A 17,293-nucleotide genomic window follows, 5' to 3' on the forward strand; every position below is an offset into this window, starting at 1 on the left:
ACATCACCGGCGGAAAAACCTGCGATCGTTTGCCGGGCGTGAAAGCGGGCTCCGCCGTCCGGGGCTCAGGCGGCGGTGTGAGATGCGCCACAGGGGCGTCAGGACACTGGCCGAAACCGTGATAGCCGTGTGACCCGGCAGTGAGGAGGGTATCTCGGGGCTGCCCGGGCGCCCGGCGATTGTCGGTGGCGCGGCGTAGCGTCACGGCTGTGAATCGTACCGACCGACTCTACGCACTCGTCGAGGACCTGCGTGCCATCGCCCCCCGCTGCCGTTCCGCGCGGGAGCTGGCTCAGCGGTTCGAGGTCAGCGCGCGCACGATCGAGCGCGACATCACCGCGCTGCAGGAGTCGGGCGTGCCGATCTACGCCGAGCCTGGCCGCAAGGGCGGTTACGCCATCGACAAGAAGATGTCCCTGCCGCCGCTCAACTTCACCCCCGCCGAGGCGGTGGCCATCGCGGTGGCGCTCAGCCGGGCCGGTGACCAGCCGTTCGGCCGGCAGGCCCGCAGCGCCTTACGCAAGGTGGTCGCCGCCATGCCGGGTCCCGAGGGCGATCTGGCCAGGGAGCTGGCCCGCCGGGTGCAGCTCATGCGGCTGCCCGAAGAGCCGGGCAGCGCGATCCAGCCGCTCGGCGGCGAGGGAATCTCCCGGGCCATCGAGGAGGCGTTGCTGCGCCGCCGGGTGCTCAGGCTCGAATACGCCGACGCCAAGGGGGCCCTCACCTCTCGCGATGTCGAGCCAGGGGTGTTCCTGGGCGGCCGGGGCGGTTTCTGGTATCTCGTGGCGTGGTGCCGGCTGCGCGACGACGTACGCGTCTTCCGCCTCGACCGTATCGCGGCCGCCACCGTCACCGCCGAGCGCTGCCCCGACCGGCCGTTGGAGGGCTTCGCCACCGACCTGCCCGAGATGATCGTGCACGGCACAGTGCTCGATTAATCAAGCGAAAACACCGACATAGGGTTGTCGCCAACGCGCTACATCGTTGTCTTGTTCGAGAAAGCAAGGAGACGATGATGGACAACACGGTGACGTGGTTCGAGGTCGCGACCGACGACCCTGAGGGTGCTCAGACGTTCTATGGCGGGCTGTTCGGCTGGACGTTCATGCGCGACGAGGGCCCGATCGACTATCGGCTGATCGGCCATCCGGGCGGTGAGCAGCCGGTGGGCGGGCTCTACAACACCAAGGGCGAGTTCCCCAACCACGCGATCTTCCACGTGCACGTGGCCGACGTCGAGGCGACCTGCGCCCAGAGCGAGGCGCTCGGCGGCAAGGTGATCACGAAGGTGATCGACGACGGCGCGGGCACGGACTTCGCCTATCTGCGTGACACGTCCGGCAGCGTCTTCGGGATCTTCCACCGCAGGTGATGACCCGTGGCCGGGCCGGGGAGAGCGCCTTCCCCGCCGACCCCGGCAGGCCATGGGCCCGCTTCCCAGGAGCGGTTCACCCCTCGCCCTGGGCACGCCGCCGATCGCCGAGCGGCGGCGCGCTCAGGGCCTCGACGACCGGTAGCTCCGGTCGGCGAAACCGGCCCGATCCAGGGTGACGGCCTCCGACGCCGGTCCGCTTGGGATCAGGCGCCGGTCAGAACGCGGCAGCGGTCAGCCAGCGCTCCAGCAAGGTGTGGTCACCGTACACGGTGAGCGCCTCGGGGGAGCGCCGCCCGTACAGCATGAGGAGCAGGTCACGCACCGGCCCCTGGACGGCGGTATCGCCCTTGGCGTGACCGCGGGCCCATTCGATCGTCCCGGCGGGTCCCTGCATGATCGTCCACTCGCCGTCGGCGTCGTTCGCGTGGAGGTGGATCGTGGCCCCCTCCACGTCGAGCTCGCCCAGGGCCCGGGTGACCCAGGCCGCGGACGGCAGGTTGTGCAGGAACTCCTCGATGCCGTCCACCGCGGTCGCCGCCGGGATCACCGGGTCGAGGCCGAGCGCGAGCTCGGCGTCGGCCCGGTGGATCACCAGCTCGAACACCATCCGCCGCGGCCACCAGGACGCCCGCTTGTCGGGCCCCCAGGTCCACACCGCCAGCTCCGGGTCGGTCTCGCGCAGGGTTCGCAGCAGCTCCGCGGCCCCGGCCAGCAGCCACGCGGCGTCGCCGCTCTGCCCCTCGGCCAGCCCGCTGGGCACCTGGCGCGACCAGATCCGTTCCTGCACCTGGTTGCGCAGCACGTGCACCGCCCACCGATGGGTTTGGCCGACGTGTGTGACCAGTTCGGCGAGCGTCCAGCCCGGGCACGTAGGGACCGGGACCGACAAGTCGCCCGACAACTGCGCGAGGCGCGCGGCCTCCGTCTCGATCTCTGACTCGTAGTCCTTCACCCGCCACACACTAGGCCGCGGGACAGGCGGCACCCTTCTCCGGCACCTTGCCGTCGATCAGGTACGCGTCCACGAGCCCCTGCACGCATTTGCTGCCCGACAGGTACGCGCCGTGCCCCTCGCCCATGTACGTGACCAGCGTGGCGGTCCTGAGCTGGGCCGTGAGCTTGGGCGCCCACTCGTACGGCGTGGCCGGGTCGCCCTTGCCGCCCACCACCACGATCGGCGCCGACCCGGTGGCGTTCACGTGCCGCGCCTGGTCGCTCCCCTTGGCCGGCCACACCCGGCACAACCCGCCCGAGCCCTCGCTGCCGAACAGCGGCGAGATCTTGAGCGCGGCCTGCTCGGTGCGCCGCAACTCGTCCGGGGTCGGCCGCTCGGCGGTGTCGACGCAGGTGATCGCCGGGAAGCTGGTCATCTGCGTGGAGTACGTGCCGTCCGGGCTGCGCCCGGTGTAGGAGTCGGCCAGGTACATCAGCGCATCGCCCCTGCCTTTGAGCGCGTCGCCCAGCGCCCGCTCCAGGAACGGCCAGGTCATCTCCGAATACAGCGCGGCGGCCACGCCCGTGGAGGCCAGCCCCTGAGTGAGGTCGCGGTTGCCGACCTTCAGCGGTTTGGCCGTCAGCTCGTTCATCAGGTTCTCGACGTTGGCGTTGGCCGTGGCCTGATCCCTGCCGATCTCGCACGAGTTCTTGACGCACGATTTGAGGAAGCTCTCGTACGCCTGCTGGAAGCCACGCGTCTGGACCAGCGTCCGCTGCTCGAAGGTGACCGTCGGGTCGAGCGGTGCGTCGAGCAGCATGCGGCCCACCTTCTCGGGGAACTCGGTGGCGTAGACGCCGCCGAGCTGGGTGCCGTACGACATGCCGACGTAGTTGAGCTTCGGGTCGCCCAGGGAAGCGCGGATGCGGTCCAGGTCGCGGGCGGCGTTCACGGTGCCGACGTACGGCAGGATCTTGCCGGAGTTCTTCTGGCAGAGCGCGGCGAACTCCTTGTTGGCCGCTTCGCTCTCCCGGTGCGTCTCGTCGTTGGGCGGCAGCGTGTCCAGCGAGGTGAAGCGGTCCATCTCGGCGCCGCTGCCGCAGCGCACCCCGGAGCTGCGCTCGACGCCGCGCGGGTCGAAGCTGACCAGGTCGTAGCGGGCCCGCAGCGCGGTGAGCGCCTTGGCGGCCTGGTCGAGCGTGTCCACCCCGGAGGCGCCGGGGCCGCCGAAGTTGAACACCAACGACCCGAGCCGCTTGCCCGTGGCCGGCAGCTTGATCAGCGCCAGGTCGATCGTCTCACCGTCCGGCTTGGCGTAGTCCAAGGGCACCGCGAGCTTCCCGCAGCGCACTGAGGTGTCCTGGCGGGCCGGCGGCTCGCCGTCAGGGCGCTTGATGTCGGTGCAAGGCCCCCACTGGATGGGTTCGGGGCTCCCGCCGCCGGACTTCGTAGCGGGCTCGGCGGGCACACTCGAGCAGCCGGCGGCCGCCACGAGCAGGGTGGCGGCTAGAACGCGTCGCATGGCACAAACTTCCCCTCGTCTCTCCGGGGGAAGTAGTGCCCACAATACGCGATTGCGCACCCAAAGAGGGTGAGGCGGCACGTACCGCAGGTGCGCACTCCGCTACCTGCGACAGGTCGCTGGACGCGACCTGTCGTGCCGCCTCACAACGGTGTTCAGATCCCCATGGACTGGGTGTCGTTGCTCTCAGCGCCGCCGGCCTCGGTGACGCCGTTCTTGAGGTGGTAGCGGGCGATGGCCTCGCGCAGCACCTCGCCGTCGAGCTCGCCCCGCTTCACGAGCTGGGTGAGCACGGCCAGCGTGATCGACGCCGCGTCCACGTGGAAGTGACGGCGCAGCGCCGAGCGGGTGTCGGACAGGCCGAATCCGTCGGTGCCCAGCGAGGACCAGTCACCCGGCACCCACTGCGCGATCTGGTCCTGCACGGCCTTCATGTAGTCGCTGACGCCCACGATCGGCCCCTGGGCCTGGGACAGGACCTGGGTGACGTACGGGACGCGCTGATCGGCGTCGGGGTTGAGCAGGTTGTGCTCCTCGCACACCAGCGCCTCGCGGCGCAGCTCGGACCACGACGTCGCCGACCACACGTCGGCCGACACGCCCCAGTCCTCGGCCAGCAGCCGCTGCGCCTCCATCGCCCACGGACCGGCGACGCCCGAGGACAGGATGTTGGCCTTCGGACCCTGCGTCTGCGGCCCGTCGGCGAACTTGTACAGGCCCTTGAGCAGGCCCTGCACGTCGAGGTTCGCTGGCTGGGCCGGCTGCAGGTAGGGCTCGTTGTAGACGGTCAGGTAGTAGAAGACGTCCTCCGGCTGGTCGCCGTACATCCTCCTGAGGCCGTCCTTGACGATGTGCGCCACCTCGAACGCCCAGGACGGGTCGTAGGAGACCGCGGCCGGGTTGGTGGAGGCGATGAGCGGCGTGTGGCCGTCCTCGTGCTGCAGGCCCTCGCCGTTGAGCGTGGTGCGGCCCGCGGTGGCGCCGACCAGGAAGCCGCGGCCCATCTGGTCGCCCATCTGCCACATCTGGTCGCCGGTGCGCTGCCACCCGAACATCGAGTAGAAGATGTAGATCGGGATCATGTGCTCGCCGTGCGTGGCGTAGGTGGTGCCCGCCGCGATCGTCGAGGCCATCGAGCCCGCCTCGGTGATGCCCTCGTGCAGGATCTGGCCCTGGACGTGCTCCTTGTACGAGAGCAGCAGCTCCCTGTCGACGGCCTCATAGGTCTGGCCGTGGTGGGAGTAGATCTTGGCCGTCGGGAACATGGCGTCCAGGCCGAACGTACGGGCCTCGTCGGGGATGATCGGCACGAACCGGTGGCCGATCTCCTTGTCGCGCATGAGGTCCTTCAGCACCCGCACGAACGCCATCGTGGTGGCCACCTGCTGCTTGCCCGAGCCCTTGTGGAAGGTGCTGTAGACCTCGTCGCCGGGCAGCTTGACCGGCTTGGCGCGGAGGACGCGCTTGGGGAGCACGCCGCCGAGCGCGGCGCGGCGCTCCTTCATGTACTGGATCTCGGGGTCGTTCTCGCCCGGGTGGAAGTACGGGGGAAGGTCGCCCTCCAGCGCCGAGTCCGGGATCGGCAGGTAGAGCCGGTCGCGGAACTCCTTCAGCTCGGCCTTGCTGAGCTTCTTCATCTGGTGCGTGGCGTTACGCGCCTCGAAGTCCTTGCCCAGGGTCCAGCCCTTGATGGTCTGGGCGAGGATCACGGTCGGCTGGCCGACGTGCTCGCGGGCCGCCTTGAACGCCGCGAAGACCTTGCGGTAGTCGTGGCCGCCGCGCGACAGCTTGCGGATGTCGTCGTCGGTCAGATGCTCGACCATCTTGCGCAGGCGCGGGTCGGAGCCGAAGAAGTGCTCGCGGATGTAGGCGCCCGACTCGACCGAGTAGGTCTGGAACTGCCCGTCCGGCGTGGTGTTCATCTGGTTGACCAGCACGCCGTCCACGTCGGCCGCCAGCAGCGGGTCCCAGTCGCGGCCCCACACGACCTTGATCACGTTCCAGCCGGCGCCGCGGAAGTACGACTCCAGCTCCTGGATGATCTTGCCGTTGCCGCGTACCGGGCCGTCGAGCCGCTGCAGGTTGCAGTTGATCACGAACGTGAGGTTGTCGAGCTCGTCGCGGGCGGCCAGGCCGATCGCACCGAGCGACTCCGGCTCGTCCATCTCGCCGTCGCCCAGGAACGCCCACACGTGGCTGCGGCTGGTGTCCTTGATCTGGCGGTTGAGCAGGTAGCGGTTGAACCGCGCCTGGTAGATCGCGCCGATCGGGCCCAGGCCCATGGAGACCGTGGGGAACTCCCAGAAGTCGGGCATGAGCCGCGGGTGCGGGTAGGAGGGCAGGCCGCGGAAGCCGTGCGACAACTCCTGGCGGAACGCGTCGAGCTGGGAGTCGTTGAGCCGGCCCTCGAGGAAGGCGCGGGCGTAGATGCCCGGTGCGGCGTGCCCCTGGAAGAAGACCTGGTCGCCCGACTCGCCGTGATCCTTGCCGCGGAAGAAGTGGTTGAAGCCCACCTCGTAGAGCGAGGCCGCCGAGGCGTAGGTGGCGATGTGGCCACCGACGTTGGTGCGGGCGTTGGCCCTGGACACCATGATGGCCGCGTTCCAGCGGATGTAGGCGCGGATGCGGCGCTCGACGTGCTCGTCACCGGGGAACCAGGGCTCGCGTTCCGGCGGGATCGTGTTGATGTAGTCGGTGCTTCGCAGGCCCGGCACGCCGACCTGGTGCTCGCGGGCCCGCTCCAGCATGCGCAGCATGAGGTAGCGGGCTCTGGTACGGCCCTCGGTCTTGACGACGTTGTCGAGAGACTCGAGCCACTCGTTGGTCTCGCTGGGGTCGACATCAGGCAGCTGGCTGGGTAGGCCGTCGCTGATGATCGAGAATCGCTGGCGTCCGGAAGCCACTGGGTCTCGCCTTCCGAGAATGACTGATGTCTGGTCTGGGTCGCCTTCCATCCTGGTCGCTAGCCGTAGAAAACGCATCTCTACTGGCTGGTAACCAGTGTGTCCCTGCTGGCAGGGCCATCTCCGATGGCCTAGACCACCGATGGTAGGACGAATCGCAGTCAAAGGTTACATCCCCGACCCAATTTAACAAGACGGGAAAACGAACGAAATTTTACGTGCGTCGCTCGGTGTGTCCGACAGACCGAAGAGGGGAGATCCTCACCGCTCCTGGGCGAGTTGCCGATATTAGCGAATCGCCATGAGCCGGGCCCGGGCTGGGTCCGGGTGCACCCCGAACGGTATTGGGTGCGGGGAACAGCGCGTGCTGGTCGCCTGGGTCCCCGCGGGTCTTGCCGCCCGTGGGGGGCGTCCCTGCGGTCCTGGGCGGGCTCGCGGTCCCGTGCGCTGGCGGGCGGGGTCCCTTGGTCTCCCGGCCGGTGGCGCGCGCGTCGGCGAAGCCCAGGTTCTCGATCGCGATCCCGGCGCAGCCATGCCGATGGGCCAGGTGGATCAGCTCGCTGATCACCTGCCGCAGCCGTCCGTCGCGCTGGGCGGCAGGGCCGCTCAGCGCGGTCAGGACCGTGAGGGGTTGGCCGATCGAGTTGCCGCAGGCGTCGACGACGCAGGCGGCAAGGTGGTTGGCGTTGAGATCCACGCTCAGCAACCGCGCCCCGGAAGCGGCCAGCGGGTCCAGGGACGGCAGGGCCGGGGTGTCGGCGGACCAGGAGGCGTCGAGATACCAGCGGTCCCGCTCTGGGTGGTGGGTGATGTCGTAGCGCACCGCCCGGCCTGCACCCGGTCCAGCCACTCCTCCCGGCGGTGGTGAAAACGCACAGCGCTCGATAACCGGTAGCGGCCCCCGGGGGCATTGGCCAGGTGCCGCAGCGGCTGCGGCAGCCCGATCGACATGGAGCCGTCGCCGGGATCGACGGTGATGGTGTAGTTCCCGAACGGCGCCCCCGTCTCTCCGCCGGCGGTCAGGAACATGCGCCGTGACTGCCACCGCCGGCGCCACTACTGCTCGGTGAGCTCGGTGTCGGTGAGGTGGTGCCGGGCCTTGGCCAGCCGGCGGCCACCGGCCACGATCGCGGCCGGCCCTTGGCGATGCGGTCTTCCACGCGGGCCAGCCGGGCGGTGAGCACCTGCAGTCGGCGCTGCTTGTGCCAGCGCTCGTCCTGGTTGGCGTAGCCGCGTACCCGGCCTTGGCGCTTGCCGCATGGCACCGCCAGCCGTTTGCTGATCGTCGCGATGGCGATGGCGATGGCGATGGCGATGGCGATGGCGATGGCGATGGCGATGGCGATGGCGATGGCGATGGTGATGGCGATGGCGATGGTGATGGCGCAGCCCGGCGGGTGCATCGCGCAGGGATCGCAGGGCAAGCTGGTATTGATCCTCCGAGGTGCGGGTCATCGCTCCGGCCCACCGCGACGAGGACACCGCCGTGAGCCACTCCGCCCGCCGGTTGTGTGTGTGACCCCAACGTTCCGATACCGATGCGCTGGGCCAGATCGGCACGGGCGTGGTGGCCAAGATGACGGCCGACGGCGGTCAGGACCTCGATGTCGCGGGGAAATGCCAAGAGGGTTTCGCGGTGTGGCTGAGGACCTGCGCGTCCTTGGTCGCCTGCTCCTGCACGCGGGACGCCAAGTCCGAGCTACTGGCCAGCGGCACCAGGACGACCGCCGCCGGCACGGCCTCGACCAGCAGCACAGCGGCGGCCGTGACCCGCACGTACGACGCCGCCATCCGGCCACGCAGCCCGAAACGCCACATCTGCGCAGCGTAACGTTTTGGTCATGGTTCTGACCTCCCCCGAAAGAGGGAGGCAAAATTCATCCGATCTCGCGATTCGGTCTTTTCGCCGGGCTCTCCGCGTACCAGTGTGGGAGACATGAACGCGACGGTGGGTGACCGCCTCCTGGTGCACGGGAGTACCGTGGGTGAAAGGGACCATGGGGGCGTGATTACGGAGGTCAAGGGCCCGCACGGCGAGCCCCCCTACATGGTGCGGTTCGACGACGGGCATACCGGGCTGGTGTTTCCCGGCCCTGATGCCGTGGTGGTGCATAAGTAAGATTTCCTTGTGAGATCTGAAATCATCTCTGTGGCCACGGGTTCACGAGAGACGGTGCACGACATCACGGCCGAATGCGCCGACTTTGTGCGCGCCCAGGGCGGAGACGGCTTGCTCCACATTTTCGTGCCGCACGCCACTGCCGGCGTCGCCCTGCTCGAGCTGGGCTCGGGCAGCGACGACGACCTGCTCGCCGCCCTGCGAGACGTTTTGCCCGCCGACGACCGATGGCGTCACGCTCACGGCTCGCGCGGCCACGGCAGGTCGCACGTCATGCCCGCGCTGATCCCGCCGTACGCCACCATCCCGGTGCTGGGCGGCCGGATGGCGCTGGGCACCTGGCAGTCGGTCGCCCTCGTGGATCTGAACGTCGACAACGCGCAACGGCAGGTTCGCCTGTCGTTTTTGTCTGATTGATTCTGGCCGACTAGGGCCGTACCCGTGGCGACCGTTGACGACTGAGGGTCACAGCGTGTGGACTGTGCCGAAGCGATAAACCGCATAAGCGGGGCCACTCAAGCAGGAGGGATAAACGTGAGCGCGACCGCGGGTCAGGCGCAGGGCGAGCGCGGCCTGGCCGAACGACTCGGCCTCAAGCCGGGTCAGGTGGTGCAGGAGATCGGTTGGGACGAGGATGTCGATGACGAACTCCGCGACTCCATCGAGGAACTGACCGGCAACGAACTGCTGGACGAGGAGAGCGACGACGTCGTGGACGTGGTGCTGCTGTGGTGGCGCGACGGAGACGGCGACCTCTTCGACGCTCTCAGCGACGCCATGCGAGCACTCGCCGACGGTGGCCAGATCTGGCTGCTGACTCCCAAGGCCGGGCGCGATGGCCACGTGGAGCCGAGCGACATCGGGGAGGATGCCGCCACCGCGGGTCTCTCGCAGACCAGCAGCATTTCCGCCGCACCCGACTGGTCCGGGACCAGGCTCGTGACGCCCAAGGGCCGACGGTAACCACGGTGTCGCCCATGGGCTGACAGTAGGAGCCCGAGCGCCTGCCATGCGGCAGGATGATGCCCGTGAACGCACATCCTGCCGAGGTCGGCGCCCAGGCTCCGGATTTCGAGCTGCAGGACCAGCACGGCACTCCGGTGTGCCTGTCCCAGTTCCGGGGCAGGAAGGTCGTGCTGGTCTTCTATCCGCTTGCCTTCACAGGCGTCTGCAACAGCGAGTTGTCCGCGCTGCGCGACCATCCGTTCGCCAACGCCCAAGTGCTGACGGTCTCCGTGGACTCGGTGTTCACGCACCGTGCGTGGGCGGAACGCGAGGGTTACACGTTTCCGCTGCTCTCTGATTTCTGGCCACACGGACAGGTCGCACAGGCGTACGGTGTGTTCGATGAGGCGAAGGGGCTCGCGCTACGGGGGACCTTCATCATCGACGGCGAGGGCGTGATCCGGTGGTCGGTGGTCAATCCGATCTCCTCCGCTCGCGACGTCGCCGACTATGTCAAGGCACTCGCCGACATTCACTGACCTCGGAGGGAAGGATGCCCTGCTACCGGTGCGGGGCCCGGCAGACAGACCCGGTGCGCGGCGCCAGCCCGTGGCAGCGCGGGGTGCGCAACGAGTCGCAGGTTCTGATCTGCCCGGACTGTCAACGGTTGCACGACCTCGACCTGGACGCGTGCGGGACCTGCGGGTCCACGGCGCTGATCTGCCGGCTGGGCGAGGTGGAGTGCCGGTCCTGCGGGGCCGTGTGGATGGCACGTTCGGACACCCCGCTCTCCGGCTCCACGGCCCCGCCGCCGCCGGGGCTGTCGGCGGAGGTGGAGGCGGCGCTCAACCGGGTGCTGGGGCGGACCTGAGCGGTCTCTGCGCGCCGATAGGGCGCGACGGCACTGCTCGGCCGGAACGCGGTCGACCCGCCGCCGCGATGCGCCCTCCGCGCCCTCTGGACAGGCGTCGTCGAGTCGCCCTAATCGTTGCCCTGAGCCCTGAGCCCTGAGCCCTGAGGACGTGGAGCGCGGCTGGCGGACTCGAGGAGTTGGAGGACGGCTGACGGATCCGAGGAGGTGAAGGGCGCCCGCCGGACCGGCGACTGACTGGGAGAAAGAGGAAGCGGAGTACCGGACATTCCAGACATTCGCTGACCTGCGATATTGTCTCCTTCCGTGTCCGCAATGAGCACCAGCAGCAGTGGTACTACGAGCAGCGCGTTCGTTGTCGCGCTCGACGTCGGCGGCACGTCCATGAAGGGCGGCCTGGTCAGCGAGACGGGTGCGGTGCTGCTGAGCGAGCGGCGCCCCACCCCACGTGCGGACGGCCCGGAGGCGGTCGTCACCGCCATCTCCGACTTCATCAGCCACCTGGCCTCAGCAGGCGACGGCACCCCGCGGGGCGTAGGCCTGGCCGTACCCGGTCTGGTGTCCGAGAGCGCCGCCATCTACGCGGCCAACCTGGGCTGGCATGACGTCCCGGCCACGAACTTCACCACCCTGGACATCCCGGTAATGCTGGGACACGACGTACGCACCGGCGGGCTCGCCGAGAGCATCCTGGGCGCCGGCCGCGGCCTCTCGGACTTTCTCTTCCTCCCCATAGGCACGGGAATCGCCGGCGCCTCGATCATCCGCGGCGAGCCGTACGGCGGCTCATCAGGCTGGGCAGGCGAGATCGGCCACACCCCGGTCTTCCCTGATGGCGAACAGTGCGCCTGCGGCCAGTTCGGCTGCCTGGAGACGTACGCCTCGGCCGCCTCGGTGGGCCGCCGCTACAGCCAGCGGGCGGGCTTGGAAGGCGTCAAGGCCGAGCAGGTGGTCACCTCGGACGACCCCATCGCCATCGAGGTATGGGACGAGGCCGTGGAGGCCCTGTCCCTGGCACTGGCCACGTACACATTGCTGCTCGACCCTTCGGTCATAGTCCTGGGCGGCGGCCTCGCAGAAGCCGGCCCCGCCCTCTTCGACCCCGTACGCACCCGCCTCGTCAAGCGCCTGGCCTTCCGCGAGGCGCCCCCGCTGATCCCAGCCGCGCTGGGCGTCGACGCCGGCATGCTCGGCGCGGCCCTCCTGGGCTGGCGCGCCGCGGGCCGCCCCGAACTCGGCCCTGACTGGACGGTGGATGTGCGATCGGCCCCCCTGGTGTCGTAAGGTGTAGTGCCGATCAGGGGCGGTTAGCTCAGCGGTAGAGCACTCGCCTTACAAGCGAGGGGTCACTGGTTCGAACCCAGTACCGCCCACCTGCGAAAACGCCCCGTCTCCGATCTTGGAAACGGGGCGTGAGTGACAAACTGAGTGACATGTTGAACGGCTATGCCTCATCGACCATGGGGAAGATGCGGTTCATCGCGGTCGCGCCTTCTTGGATGACTGGCCGTATCTGCTGACGGTAGACCGTCTCCGTGACGACCGTGTTGGAGTGCCCGACGAGACGCGAGATGTCCTCGATCGGGATGTCATGATCCGAGAGCAGGGACACGAAGCTGTGTCGAAGTTCCCTTGGCGCCCAGTCCTTGCCGGTGAGGTTGGCGCTGTCGAGCACCTTCCTGAAGTCGCGGCGGATGTTGTGGGCGGTCATCTTGGAGCCGTTCCGAGTGGAGAACACCAACTCGCGATCGTCGTTCTGAGCTTCCTTGAGGGCTTTGAGAGCGTCCACGCAGCGTTTCGGCAGAGCTAGGCTACGTCGGGACTTCGGGGTCTTGATCTCGCCCTTCTTGCGCACCGAGCGCCAAACGTACAGAGCGAATTCCTTGTGATCCCAGCCGATCACGTCCACTGGTCGCCATGCCTTGGCTTCCTCGTCGTGAGCGACCACATGACTCCACCGAAGTGCCCGTACTTCCTCAGTTCGTGCTCCAGAGAGCAGCGAGACCACGATGTAAGCCCGGATGCGGATCTGTGCGTTCTCGGCGGCCTGCAAGACGGCTTCGGCCTGGACCAGCGTGAGCGCTTTGGAGTTACGGCCTGCTCGGCCTTCCGGCACCTCACAAAGGTCCACGACGTTGCGTTTGACCTTGTCGCGCCGCATGGCATTCTTGACGGAGCGGTTCAGCACGTTGTGAAGGATCTTGAGTGAACGGGGACTGAGATCGTTCGTTGCGTTGCAACCATTGGTCCACATCTTCGACGGAGATCCCGAAGCTTCCGCTTGCCCAGCTCGGGGAGAAGATGTGTCTTGGCGTACGTTCGGTACATCTCGACTGTGGCGGGCTCGCGTCCTGGTAGACCGTTGTCCAGCCAGTAATTCACCGCGTCGGCAACTGTGTAGTTGGCTGGCGCGATGGCCAATCCGTCCTCGTGATCGCGTAGTACCTCCTTGAGTTTGGTCTTGGCTTCGGTCTTGGTCCGTCCGGCAGCTTTACGGGTGATGCGTCGGCCGGCGGGCGTGTAGCCGATGGTGATTTCGGCGATCCATCGTTGGCGGGATTCGCTCCAGTACAGGCCACCGTCACCGTGGGCACGCTGCTTGGGCATCAGGCGACCTGCGCTTCCCGCTCCAGGAGCTTGACGTACTCAGCGATAGCGTCGGCAGGGATGCGGCGCGCGCGTCCAGCCTTGACAGTGCGCAGGCGTCCGGCGCGGATCCGTTGATAGAGGTAGCGCCGAGACAGGCGCACGCGCGGCCGGGGCAGCCCCGCGGCTGGCTCGCTACCCCGTGGGTGGGACGACGGCAGACGGGCAGGCCAGGAGGGCGTGCGCCTGAAATTAACCTTTGAGTGGCAGCAGGCGGTAATCAGGAGAAATAGGGGCGAACGATCCTACCGTCTTCAAATAAAAGACAAGCAATCGAAAAGGGCTCCTGATCAAACGTTTGTTCTCCGATGTCATAGGAAACGGAGGAGGGAATCCCGATGGACCGATGGAATCGGACATAATGCCGGAGAATTCCCGACTCGGATAACACGTCCCAAGAGGAATCAACTTGCTAAAGTCAAGCAACTTCGCCACGCTGTTTGCGATCGGCGCCGTGCTGACAAGCAGTGCCATCACTCTGAATATGGCCGTCGCTGCTTCCGCGAGCGTAACGGTGGAAAGCACTACCGCACGTGCAGCCGCCAGTCACCGCCTCAGCACTTCTTCCACCGACCCGGCCAAAAGCCGCAACCAGATCAGGAACAAGAACCGGCAGCACCAATACCAACACCAGCGCGAGCACGAGCGTCAGACGCACCATGCCCGCAATAATGTGGATATCCCCGGCGCAAGCGGCCCGCCAGGCCCACGAGAGCTTCAGGGTCCACAGGGTGAGCGGGGCCCGCAGGGCCCACAAGGTGAGCAGGGCCCACAGGGTGAGCAGGGCCCACAGGGTGAGCAGGGCCCGCAGGGTGAGGCCGGAGTCTCCGGGTACGAAGTGGTGAATGGGGAGGACGTGATCTGCCCGGCCAACGACACGACTTGTCCAATCGCTGTGGCGACCTGCCCCGCAGGAAAAGTGCCGACCGGCGGCGGCTACGGTGCGGCGCTTGTCGGCGATCCTCCACTGTCCTTCGTCCGGAACATGGCGGTGGGTACCTCGTGGACAGTCCAGGCCATCAACCCGAACCCGTCAGAAGGCGGCCCCGTTTACTTCGCGCAGGCCATCTGCGCCTTCGCCTGACCTCGCCCGCGCCCTTTGGGTGGGACGACGGCAGAGGGGCAGCCCAGAGGGCTGATTGTGCTTGGCCGCCAGGCGTCGAGCCAAGTGACAAAGTGAGTGATATCCGGGATGCCCACAACTGCCTGAGCGTGCCCAATGATGCAGATCACGAGCCACACGACCAAGAGAAACGGCCCGTACAGAGATCAATCTGACTGCTTTGCATCGAAGAGGTCACTCCCCGACGCAGCGCGCGCTGGGAGCGCGTTCTGGACAAAGCAACACTGAGGGGCGCGGCCCGTGTCTGCCCCTACACGCCATCCTACGAGTTCGAACTGTTCACTCGTAAGCCGTCATAATCGCCGCTGCTGCCGTCACGATGCTCATCACGATGCCGTATACCAGGGCCGCCCTCAACGGAATAAGGTCGTCGGCCGCCAGGGTGCCGTCGGGGTCAGTTCGGCGGTATGTGGCCACGATCAGTAAGGGATACAGGATAGAGAACGCCACGGTGCCGGCGATCAGGGCGAAGGCCCGGCCACGGCTATCCGATTGATCCTTGATAGCGGCATCGGCCTCGGCCTTGATCTGGGCGGCCTGCATGGCGAGGTTCGCGGCCTCGACCGTGTCGGTCTTGTCCAGTTGGCGGCTCTTGCTTTCCAGAGCGTCCGCGTAGGCGCTCTTCTTCTCATGCAGGCGGACCGCTGACGGCGGAGGGTTCAACTCGAACAACGCATGCTGATCCAGTGCGAAGCCGGTGATCAGGAAGTAGACGACAGTGCCCCAACCGAGCACCCTGAGGACGAGTTCCTGCCTGGTTTTCCGACGCTCGTCCACATACCATCCCTCAACGTGATCGCCCAATGCGGTCGATCCGGACAGCTTTCCGAACAAGATTGTTCATGCGGCCACCCGCGCGGGTCAATGGGGTGCTGTACGCGCCTGCGACAACAAGTCCACGAGCCTTGGTGACCGCTAGGCGATAATCCGGGAGTTTCTGACACTCAGGGCACCAAGAGGTTTGAGTGACAAACTGAGTGACATCAGGGACACGCACCGCAGCACGACCATACACATGAGCCCACACTGAATGTCGGCCTGAGCAGCGGAAACGCCAGCTCAGATGATCGAATAGCTACTCTTACAAGCAAGGGGTCACTGGTTCGAACCCAGTACCGCCCACCTGTTAAAGAAGGCCATCATCGACGACACGCCTCGAGCAATTCATTGTGCAGAGGGCCGGCGCTGGACATCTACGGCAATCTTTGAATGCCTTACTCTGAGAGCTGCCGATAGGTTGTCGGCTGTCCTTTCCCGCCCAACTGCTCGACGAGCCCTCTCGACCGCAGCTCGCGTAGCGCTTTGCGGATGTTGGGTGCGGACAGGTTCAGTTCCTGCTTGAGGTCAGCGACGTTCCGTGCTCCGACCGCCAAGGCGTCGTACACGCGTAGCTCCGTCTCGTTCAGGTCGTTACCTGGACGGCCGGCGGGAGCCGCCTGTTGCCGCAGGACGACAGTGAACCGGATGGCGGCGTCGATGTAATGCGCGGGCGGAAGTCCCGCCTCAGCGAGGGCGTTGGCAACGATCGGGATGCCGGTAGCCAGGGCCTCGATCACGCGTCCACCAGTTTCTGGTGTGCGAGCGTGCTGACAGATGGAGACGAGTCGCGCGTTGCGGGCGGAGGTGACTGCGTCGCGTCCGAGTCGATCGACCGTGATGCCATAGAGGCCACCCGGATTGGAGACGATCAATCGATCGCGGCGGAGCCGAACCTCCACCGCCATGCCCGCCGACCAGTGATCGAGGTCGCGATGGAGAAGAGCGTTCGCGATGATCTCGCGAAACGCTATGTATGGATAGGCCGGCTGATCGCGAACAGTTCCGTCCGGCGCCGACACGACGCTTGTGTCGAAGGTGCGGCGTGCCCATGCCAGGGCCTCTTCCAACATCCGGGGAATGGCTCCCGTGATCGTCGTCTGATTGCGGGCCCGAGAACCGGCAGGATCAGTCGGCAACGGCTCCGCAGAAGCCTGGATGACGAAGCGTGGAAACCACTCCTGTGGATGAACGCCCAAAGCCAGCAGCCCCCCGACGGTCGGGGTGCCATCGGGCAGAGTCACTCCGGCACGCCGGAGCAGCTCGGCATCGTCAGGGAAACGGCCCAGGCCGTGGGGATCCCGTTCGCGGACCGAACGCAGGAACGCTGTGACGAGGTCGCTGTCCAGGTCCTCGCGGGTAGCGCCTGTCACGGGCTGCCGGTCGAAGAGCGGTGGTTTTCGGGCGGCAAGGAATGCCTGCTCTTCCAAATCCGACAGTGGGAAGTCCCCGTCGTACCCCCGCATGTATGCCGTGCCTGACGCCGTGATCCGACATGGCTTGGCCGACGGATCGCATTCATGCACTCTGGCGACGATGACGGGTGCCCCATCCACCTCCGCGTCGGTGATCGTGAGCTGGACAGGTGGCGAGAACGAGCGGGCCTTGTGAGCGAGGCCCTGCTTGAGAGCCTGTGGGTCTGGTAGCTGTACCGGGCGAAAGCCGGTGGCCTCGTCGAGGCCAAGGATGACCGTCCCACCGCCCGGATGGTTTGCGAGCGCGCTCAGGGTGGAGGCGAGCGACTGCGGCAACCCTCCTGCTGCCGACTTGACCTCGACATCGTCGTAGTCGCCCCCGGTCGCACGGAGACGTGCGACCAACTCGTTCACGTGCCGGCTCATGAATAAATGTAACCACGGTCTGGTTACATTTGCTCGGGTTCTGGTTACATTTCATCCGGGCCTGATCCGGCGGTCCTGGTCACATGGCCACCCATGGAGAGGACGGCGTGCCGGAGCTAGCTGCCTCAGCATTGCGTAGCGTCGCCAATCCCTCGACCGAGGTGATGCCGAAGCGCTTCCCCGATGTCGGCGTCGGCG

Annotated in this window: 20 protein-coding genes and 1 tRNA gene; 10 read left to right on the plus strand and 11 right to left on the minus strand. The window is 67.0% G+C overall.

The window, feature by feature from the left end:
* The first annotated feature begins 209 nt into the window (after positions 1-209).
* Positions 210-938, plus strand: coding sequence for a helix-turn-helix transcriptional regulator (locus ACTWPT_RS24080; protein ID WP_443179694.1), 729 nt, complete (start codon positions 210-212; stop codon positions 936-938).
* A 77-nt stretch (positions 939-1,015) separates the two neighbouring features.
* Positions 1,016-1,372 (plus strand): VOC family protein, encoded by a 357-nt coding sequence (locus ACTWPT_RS24085; protein ID WP_443179695.1) that lies wholly within the window; start codon positions 1,016-1,018, stop codon positions 1,370-1,372.
* 217 nt (positions 1,373-1,589) lie between these two features.
* Here the strand turns inward: ACTWPT_RS24085 and ACTWPT_RS24090 are convergent, their stop codons facing one another.
* From ACTWPT_RS24090 to ACTWPT_RS24115, 6 genes are all read right to left on the minus strand, one after another.
* Positions 1,590-2,327, minus strand: coding sequence for a maleylpyruvate isomerase family mycothiol-dependent enzyme (locus ACTWPT_RS24090; protein WP_443179696.1), 738 nt, complete (start codon positions 2,325-2,327; stop codon positions 1,590-1,592).
* Positions 2,328-2,337: 10 nt separating this feature from the next.
* Complete coding sequence (locus ACTWPT_RS24095) at positions 2,338-3,831, minus strand: alpha/beta hydrolase (protein ID WP_443179697.1); 1,494 nt, start codon at positions 3,829-3,831, stop codon at positions 2,338-2,340.
* Positions 3,832-3,986: 155 nt separating this feature from the next.
* Positions 3,987-6,734: a pyruvate dehydrogenase (acetyl-transferring), homodimeric type gene (aceE, locus tag ACTWPT_RS24100; protein WP_443179698.1), complete on the minus strand. Its 2,748-nt coding sequence runs from the start codon at positions 6,732-6,734 to the stop codon at positions 3,987-3,989.
* A 214-nt stretch (positions 6,735-6,948) separates the two neighbouring features.
* Entirely contained in the window at positions 6,949-7,557 is a 609-nt protein-coding gene (locus ACTWPT_RS24105) for a hypothetical protein (RefSeq protein ID WP_443179699.1), read from the minus strand.
* Positions 7,558-7,753: 196 nt separating this feature from the next.
* Positions 7,754-8,137 (minus strand): hypothetical protein, encoded by a 384-nt coding sequence (locus ACTWPT_RS24110; protein ID WP_443179700.1) that lies wholly within the window; start codon positions 8,135-8,137, stop codon positions 7,754-7,756.
* A 190-nt stretch (positions 8,138-8,327) separates the two neighbouring features.
* Positions 8,328-8,552, minus strand: a complete 225-nt coding sequence (locus tag ACTWPT_RS24115) for a hypothetical protein (RefSeq protein WP_443179701.1) — start codon at positions 8,550-8,552, stop codon at positions 8,328-8,330.
* 118 nt (positions 8,553-8,670) lie between these two features.
* Between ACTWPT_RS24115 and ACTWPT_RS24120 the strand changes: the two genes are divergently transcribed.
* From ACTWPT_RS24120 to ACTWPT_RS24150, 7 genes are all read left to right on the plus strand, one after another.
* Complete coding sequence (locus tag ACTWPT_RS24120) at positions 8,671-8,853, plus strand: DUF1918 domain-containing protein (RefSeq protein WP_443179702.1); 183 nt, start codon at positions 8,671-8,673, stop codon at positions 8,851-8,853.
* Positions 8,854-8,862: 9 nt separating this feature from the next.
* On the plus strand, positions 8,863-9,270 hold the full coding sequence (locus tag ACTWPT_RS24125; RefSeq protein ID WP_443179703.1) for a secondary thiamine-phosphate synthase enzyme YjbQ: 408 nt from the start codon (positions 8,863-8,865) through the stop codon (positions 9,268-9,270).
* 117 nt (positions 9,271-9,387) lie between these two features.
* Positions 9,388-9,816, plus strand: coding sequence for a DUF3052 domain-containing protein (locus ACTWPT_RS24130; protein ID WP_127935291.1), 429 nt, complete (start codon positions 9,388-9,390; stop codon positions 9,814-9,816).
* Between the two features lie 59 nt (positions 9,817-9,875).
* The gene (locus ACTWPT_RS24135; protein WP_443179727.1) at positions 9,876-10,337 is read left to right on the plus strand and encodes a peroxiredoxin; all 462 of its coding nucleotides are present in this window, start codon (positions 9,876-9,878) and stop codon (positions 10,335-10,337) included.
* A 14-nt stretch (positions 10,338-10,351) separates the two neighbouring features.
* Positions 10,352-10,669 carry a hypothetical protein gene (locus ACTWPT_RS24140; protein WP_443179704.1) on the plus strand — a complete coding sequence of 106 codons (318 nt, stop codon included), beginning with the start codon at positions 10,352-10,354 and terminating at the stop codon, positions 10,667-10,669.
* Positions 10,670-10,984: 315 nt separating this feature from the next.
* A complete protein-coding gene (locus tag ACTWPT_RS24145) occupies positions 10,985-11,953 on the plus strand; it encodes an ROK family protein (protein ID WP_443179705.1) in 969 nt (322 codons plus the stop codon).
* Positions 11,954-11,970: 17 nt separating this feature from the next.
* Positions 11,971-12,042, plus strand: a tRNA-Val gene (locus tag ACTWPT_RS24150).
* A gap of 71 nt (positions 12,043-12,113) precedes the next feature.
* On the opposite strand, the gene ACTWPT_RS24155 is transcribed toward ACTWPT_RS24150, so the two are convergent.
* Genes ACTWPT_RS24155 through ACTWPT_RS24165 form a run of 3 tightly spaced genes read right to left on the minus strand, consistent with a single transcriptional unit; the run spans position 12,114 to position 13,419 of the window.
* Positions 12,114-12,857, minus strand: coding sequence for a site-specific integrase (locus ACTWPT_RS24155; protein ID WP_443179706.1), 744 nt, complete (start codon positions 12,855-12,857; stop codon positions 12,114-12,116).
* Positions 12,851-13,276, minus strand: a complete 426-nt coding sequence (locus tag ACTWPT_RS24160; RefSeq protein ID WP_443179707.1) for a hypothetical protein — start codon at positions 13,274-13,276, stop codon at positions 12,851-12,853. Before ACTWPT_RS24160 ends, ACTWPT_RS24155 begins: the two co-directional genes overlap by 7 nt.
* The gene (locus tag ACTWPT_RS24165; RefSeq protein WP_443179708.1) at positions 13,276-13,419 is read right to left on the minus strand and encodes an excisionase family DNA-binding protein; all 144 of its coding nucleotides are present in this window, start codon (positions 13,417-13,419) and stop codon (positions 13,276-13,278) included. The genes ACTWPT_RS24160 and ACTWPT_RS24165 overlap by 1 nt, the downstream gene beginning before the upstream one ends.
* A gap of 305 nt (positions 13,420-13,724) precedes the next feature.
* Between ACTWPT_RS24165 and ACTWPT_RS24170 the strand changes: the two genes are divergently transcribed.
* Positions 13,725-14,399, plus strand: a complete 675-nt coding sequence (locus ACTWPT_RS24170) for a hypothetical protein (RefSeq protein ID WP_443179709.1) — start codon at positions 13,725-13,727, stop codon at positions 14,397-14,399.
* A 318-nt stretch (positions 14,400-14,717) separates the two neighbouring features.
* On the opposite strand, the gene ACTWPT_RS24175 is transcribed toward ACTWPT_RS24170, so the two are convergent.
* Together ACTWPT_RS24175 and ACTWPT_RS24180 are read right to left on the minus strand one after the other, a co-directional pair.
* Positions 14,718-15,215 carry a hypothetical protein gene (locus ACTWPT_RS24175; protein ID WP_443179710.1) on the minus strand — a complete coding sequence of 166 codons (498 nt, stop codon included), beginning with the start codon at positions 15,213-15,215 and terminating at the stop codon, positions 14,718-14,720.
* Between the two features lie 437 nt (positions 15,216-15,652).
* A complete protein-coding gene (locus tag ACTWPT_RS24180; protein ID WP_443179711.1) occupies positions 15,653-17,083 on the minus strand; it encodes an ATP-binding protein in 1,431 nt (476 codons plus the stop codon).
* Between the last annotated feature and the right edge of the window lie 210 nt (positions 17,084-17,293).

This window comes from Nonomuraea sp. 3N208, assembly GCF_052245935.1.
In the GTDB taxonomy this organism is placed as follows: domain Bacteria; phylum Actinomycetota; class Actinomycetes; order Streptosporangiales; family Streptosporangiaceae; genus Nonomuraea.

Bases quoted from the DNA above. Each gene is read 5' to 3' on its own strand.
- ACTWPT_RS24120 (WP_443179702.1), top strand. From the start codon at position 8,671: ATGAACGCGACGGTGGGTGACCGCCTCCTGGTGCACGGGAGTACCGTG.
- ACTWPT_RS24115 (WP_443179701.1), bottom strand. From the start codon at position 8,552: ATGTGGCGTTTCGGGCTGCGTGGCCGGATGGCGGCGTCGTACGTGCGG.
- ACTWPT_RS24145 (WP_443179705.1), top strand. From the start codon at position 10,985: ATGAGCACCAGCAGCAGTGGTACTACGAGCAGCGCGTTCGTTGTCGCG.
- ACTWPT_RS24110 (WP_443179700.1), bottom strand. From the start codon at position 8,137: ATGCACCCGCCGGGCTGCGCCATCACCATCGCCATCGCCATCACCATC.
- ACTWPT_RS24135 (WP_443179727.1), top strand. From the start codon at position 9,876: ATGCCCGTGAACGCACATCCTGCCGAGGTCGGCGCCCAGGCTCCGGAT.
- ACTWPT_RS24140 (WP_443179704.1), top strand. From the start codon at position 10,352: ATGCCCTGCTACCGGTGCGGGGCCCGGCAGACAGACCCGGTGCGCGGC.
- ACTWPT_RS24095 (WP_443179697.1), bottom strand. From the start codon at position 3,831: ATGCGACGCGTTCTAGCCGCCACCCTGCTCGTGGCGGCCGCCGGCTGC.
- ACTWPT_RS24085 (WP_443179695.1), top strand. From the start codon at position 1,016: ATGGACAACACGGTGACGTGGTTCGAGGTCGCGACCGACGACCCTGAG.
- ACTWPT_RS24160 (WP_443179707.1), bottom strand. From the start codon at position 13,276: ATGCCCAAGCAGCGTGCCCACGGTGACGGTGGCCTGTACTGGAGCGAA.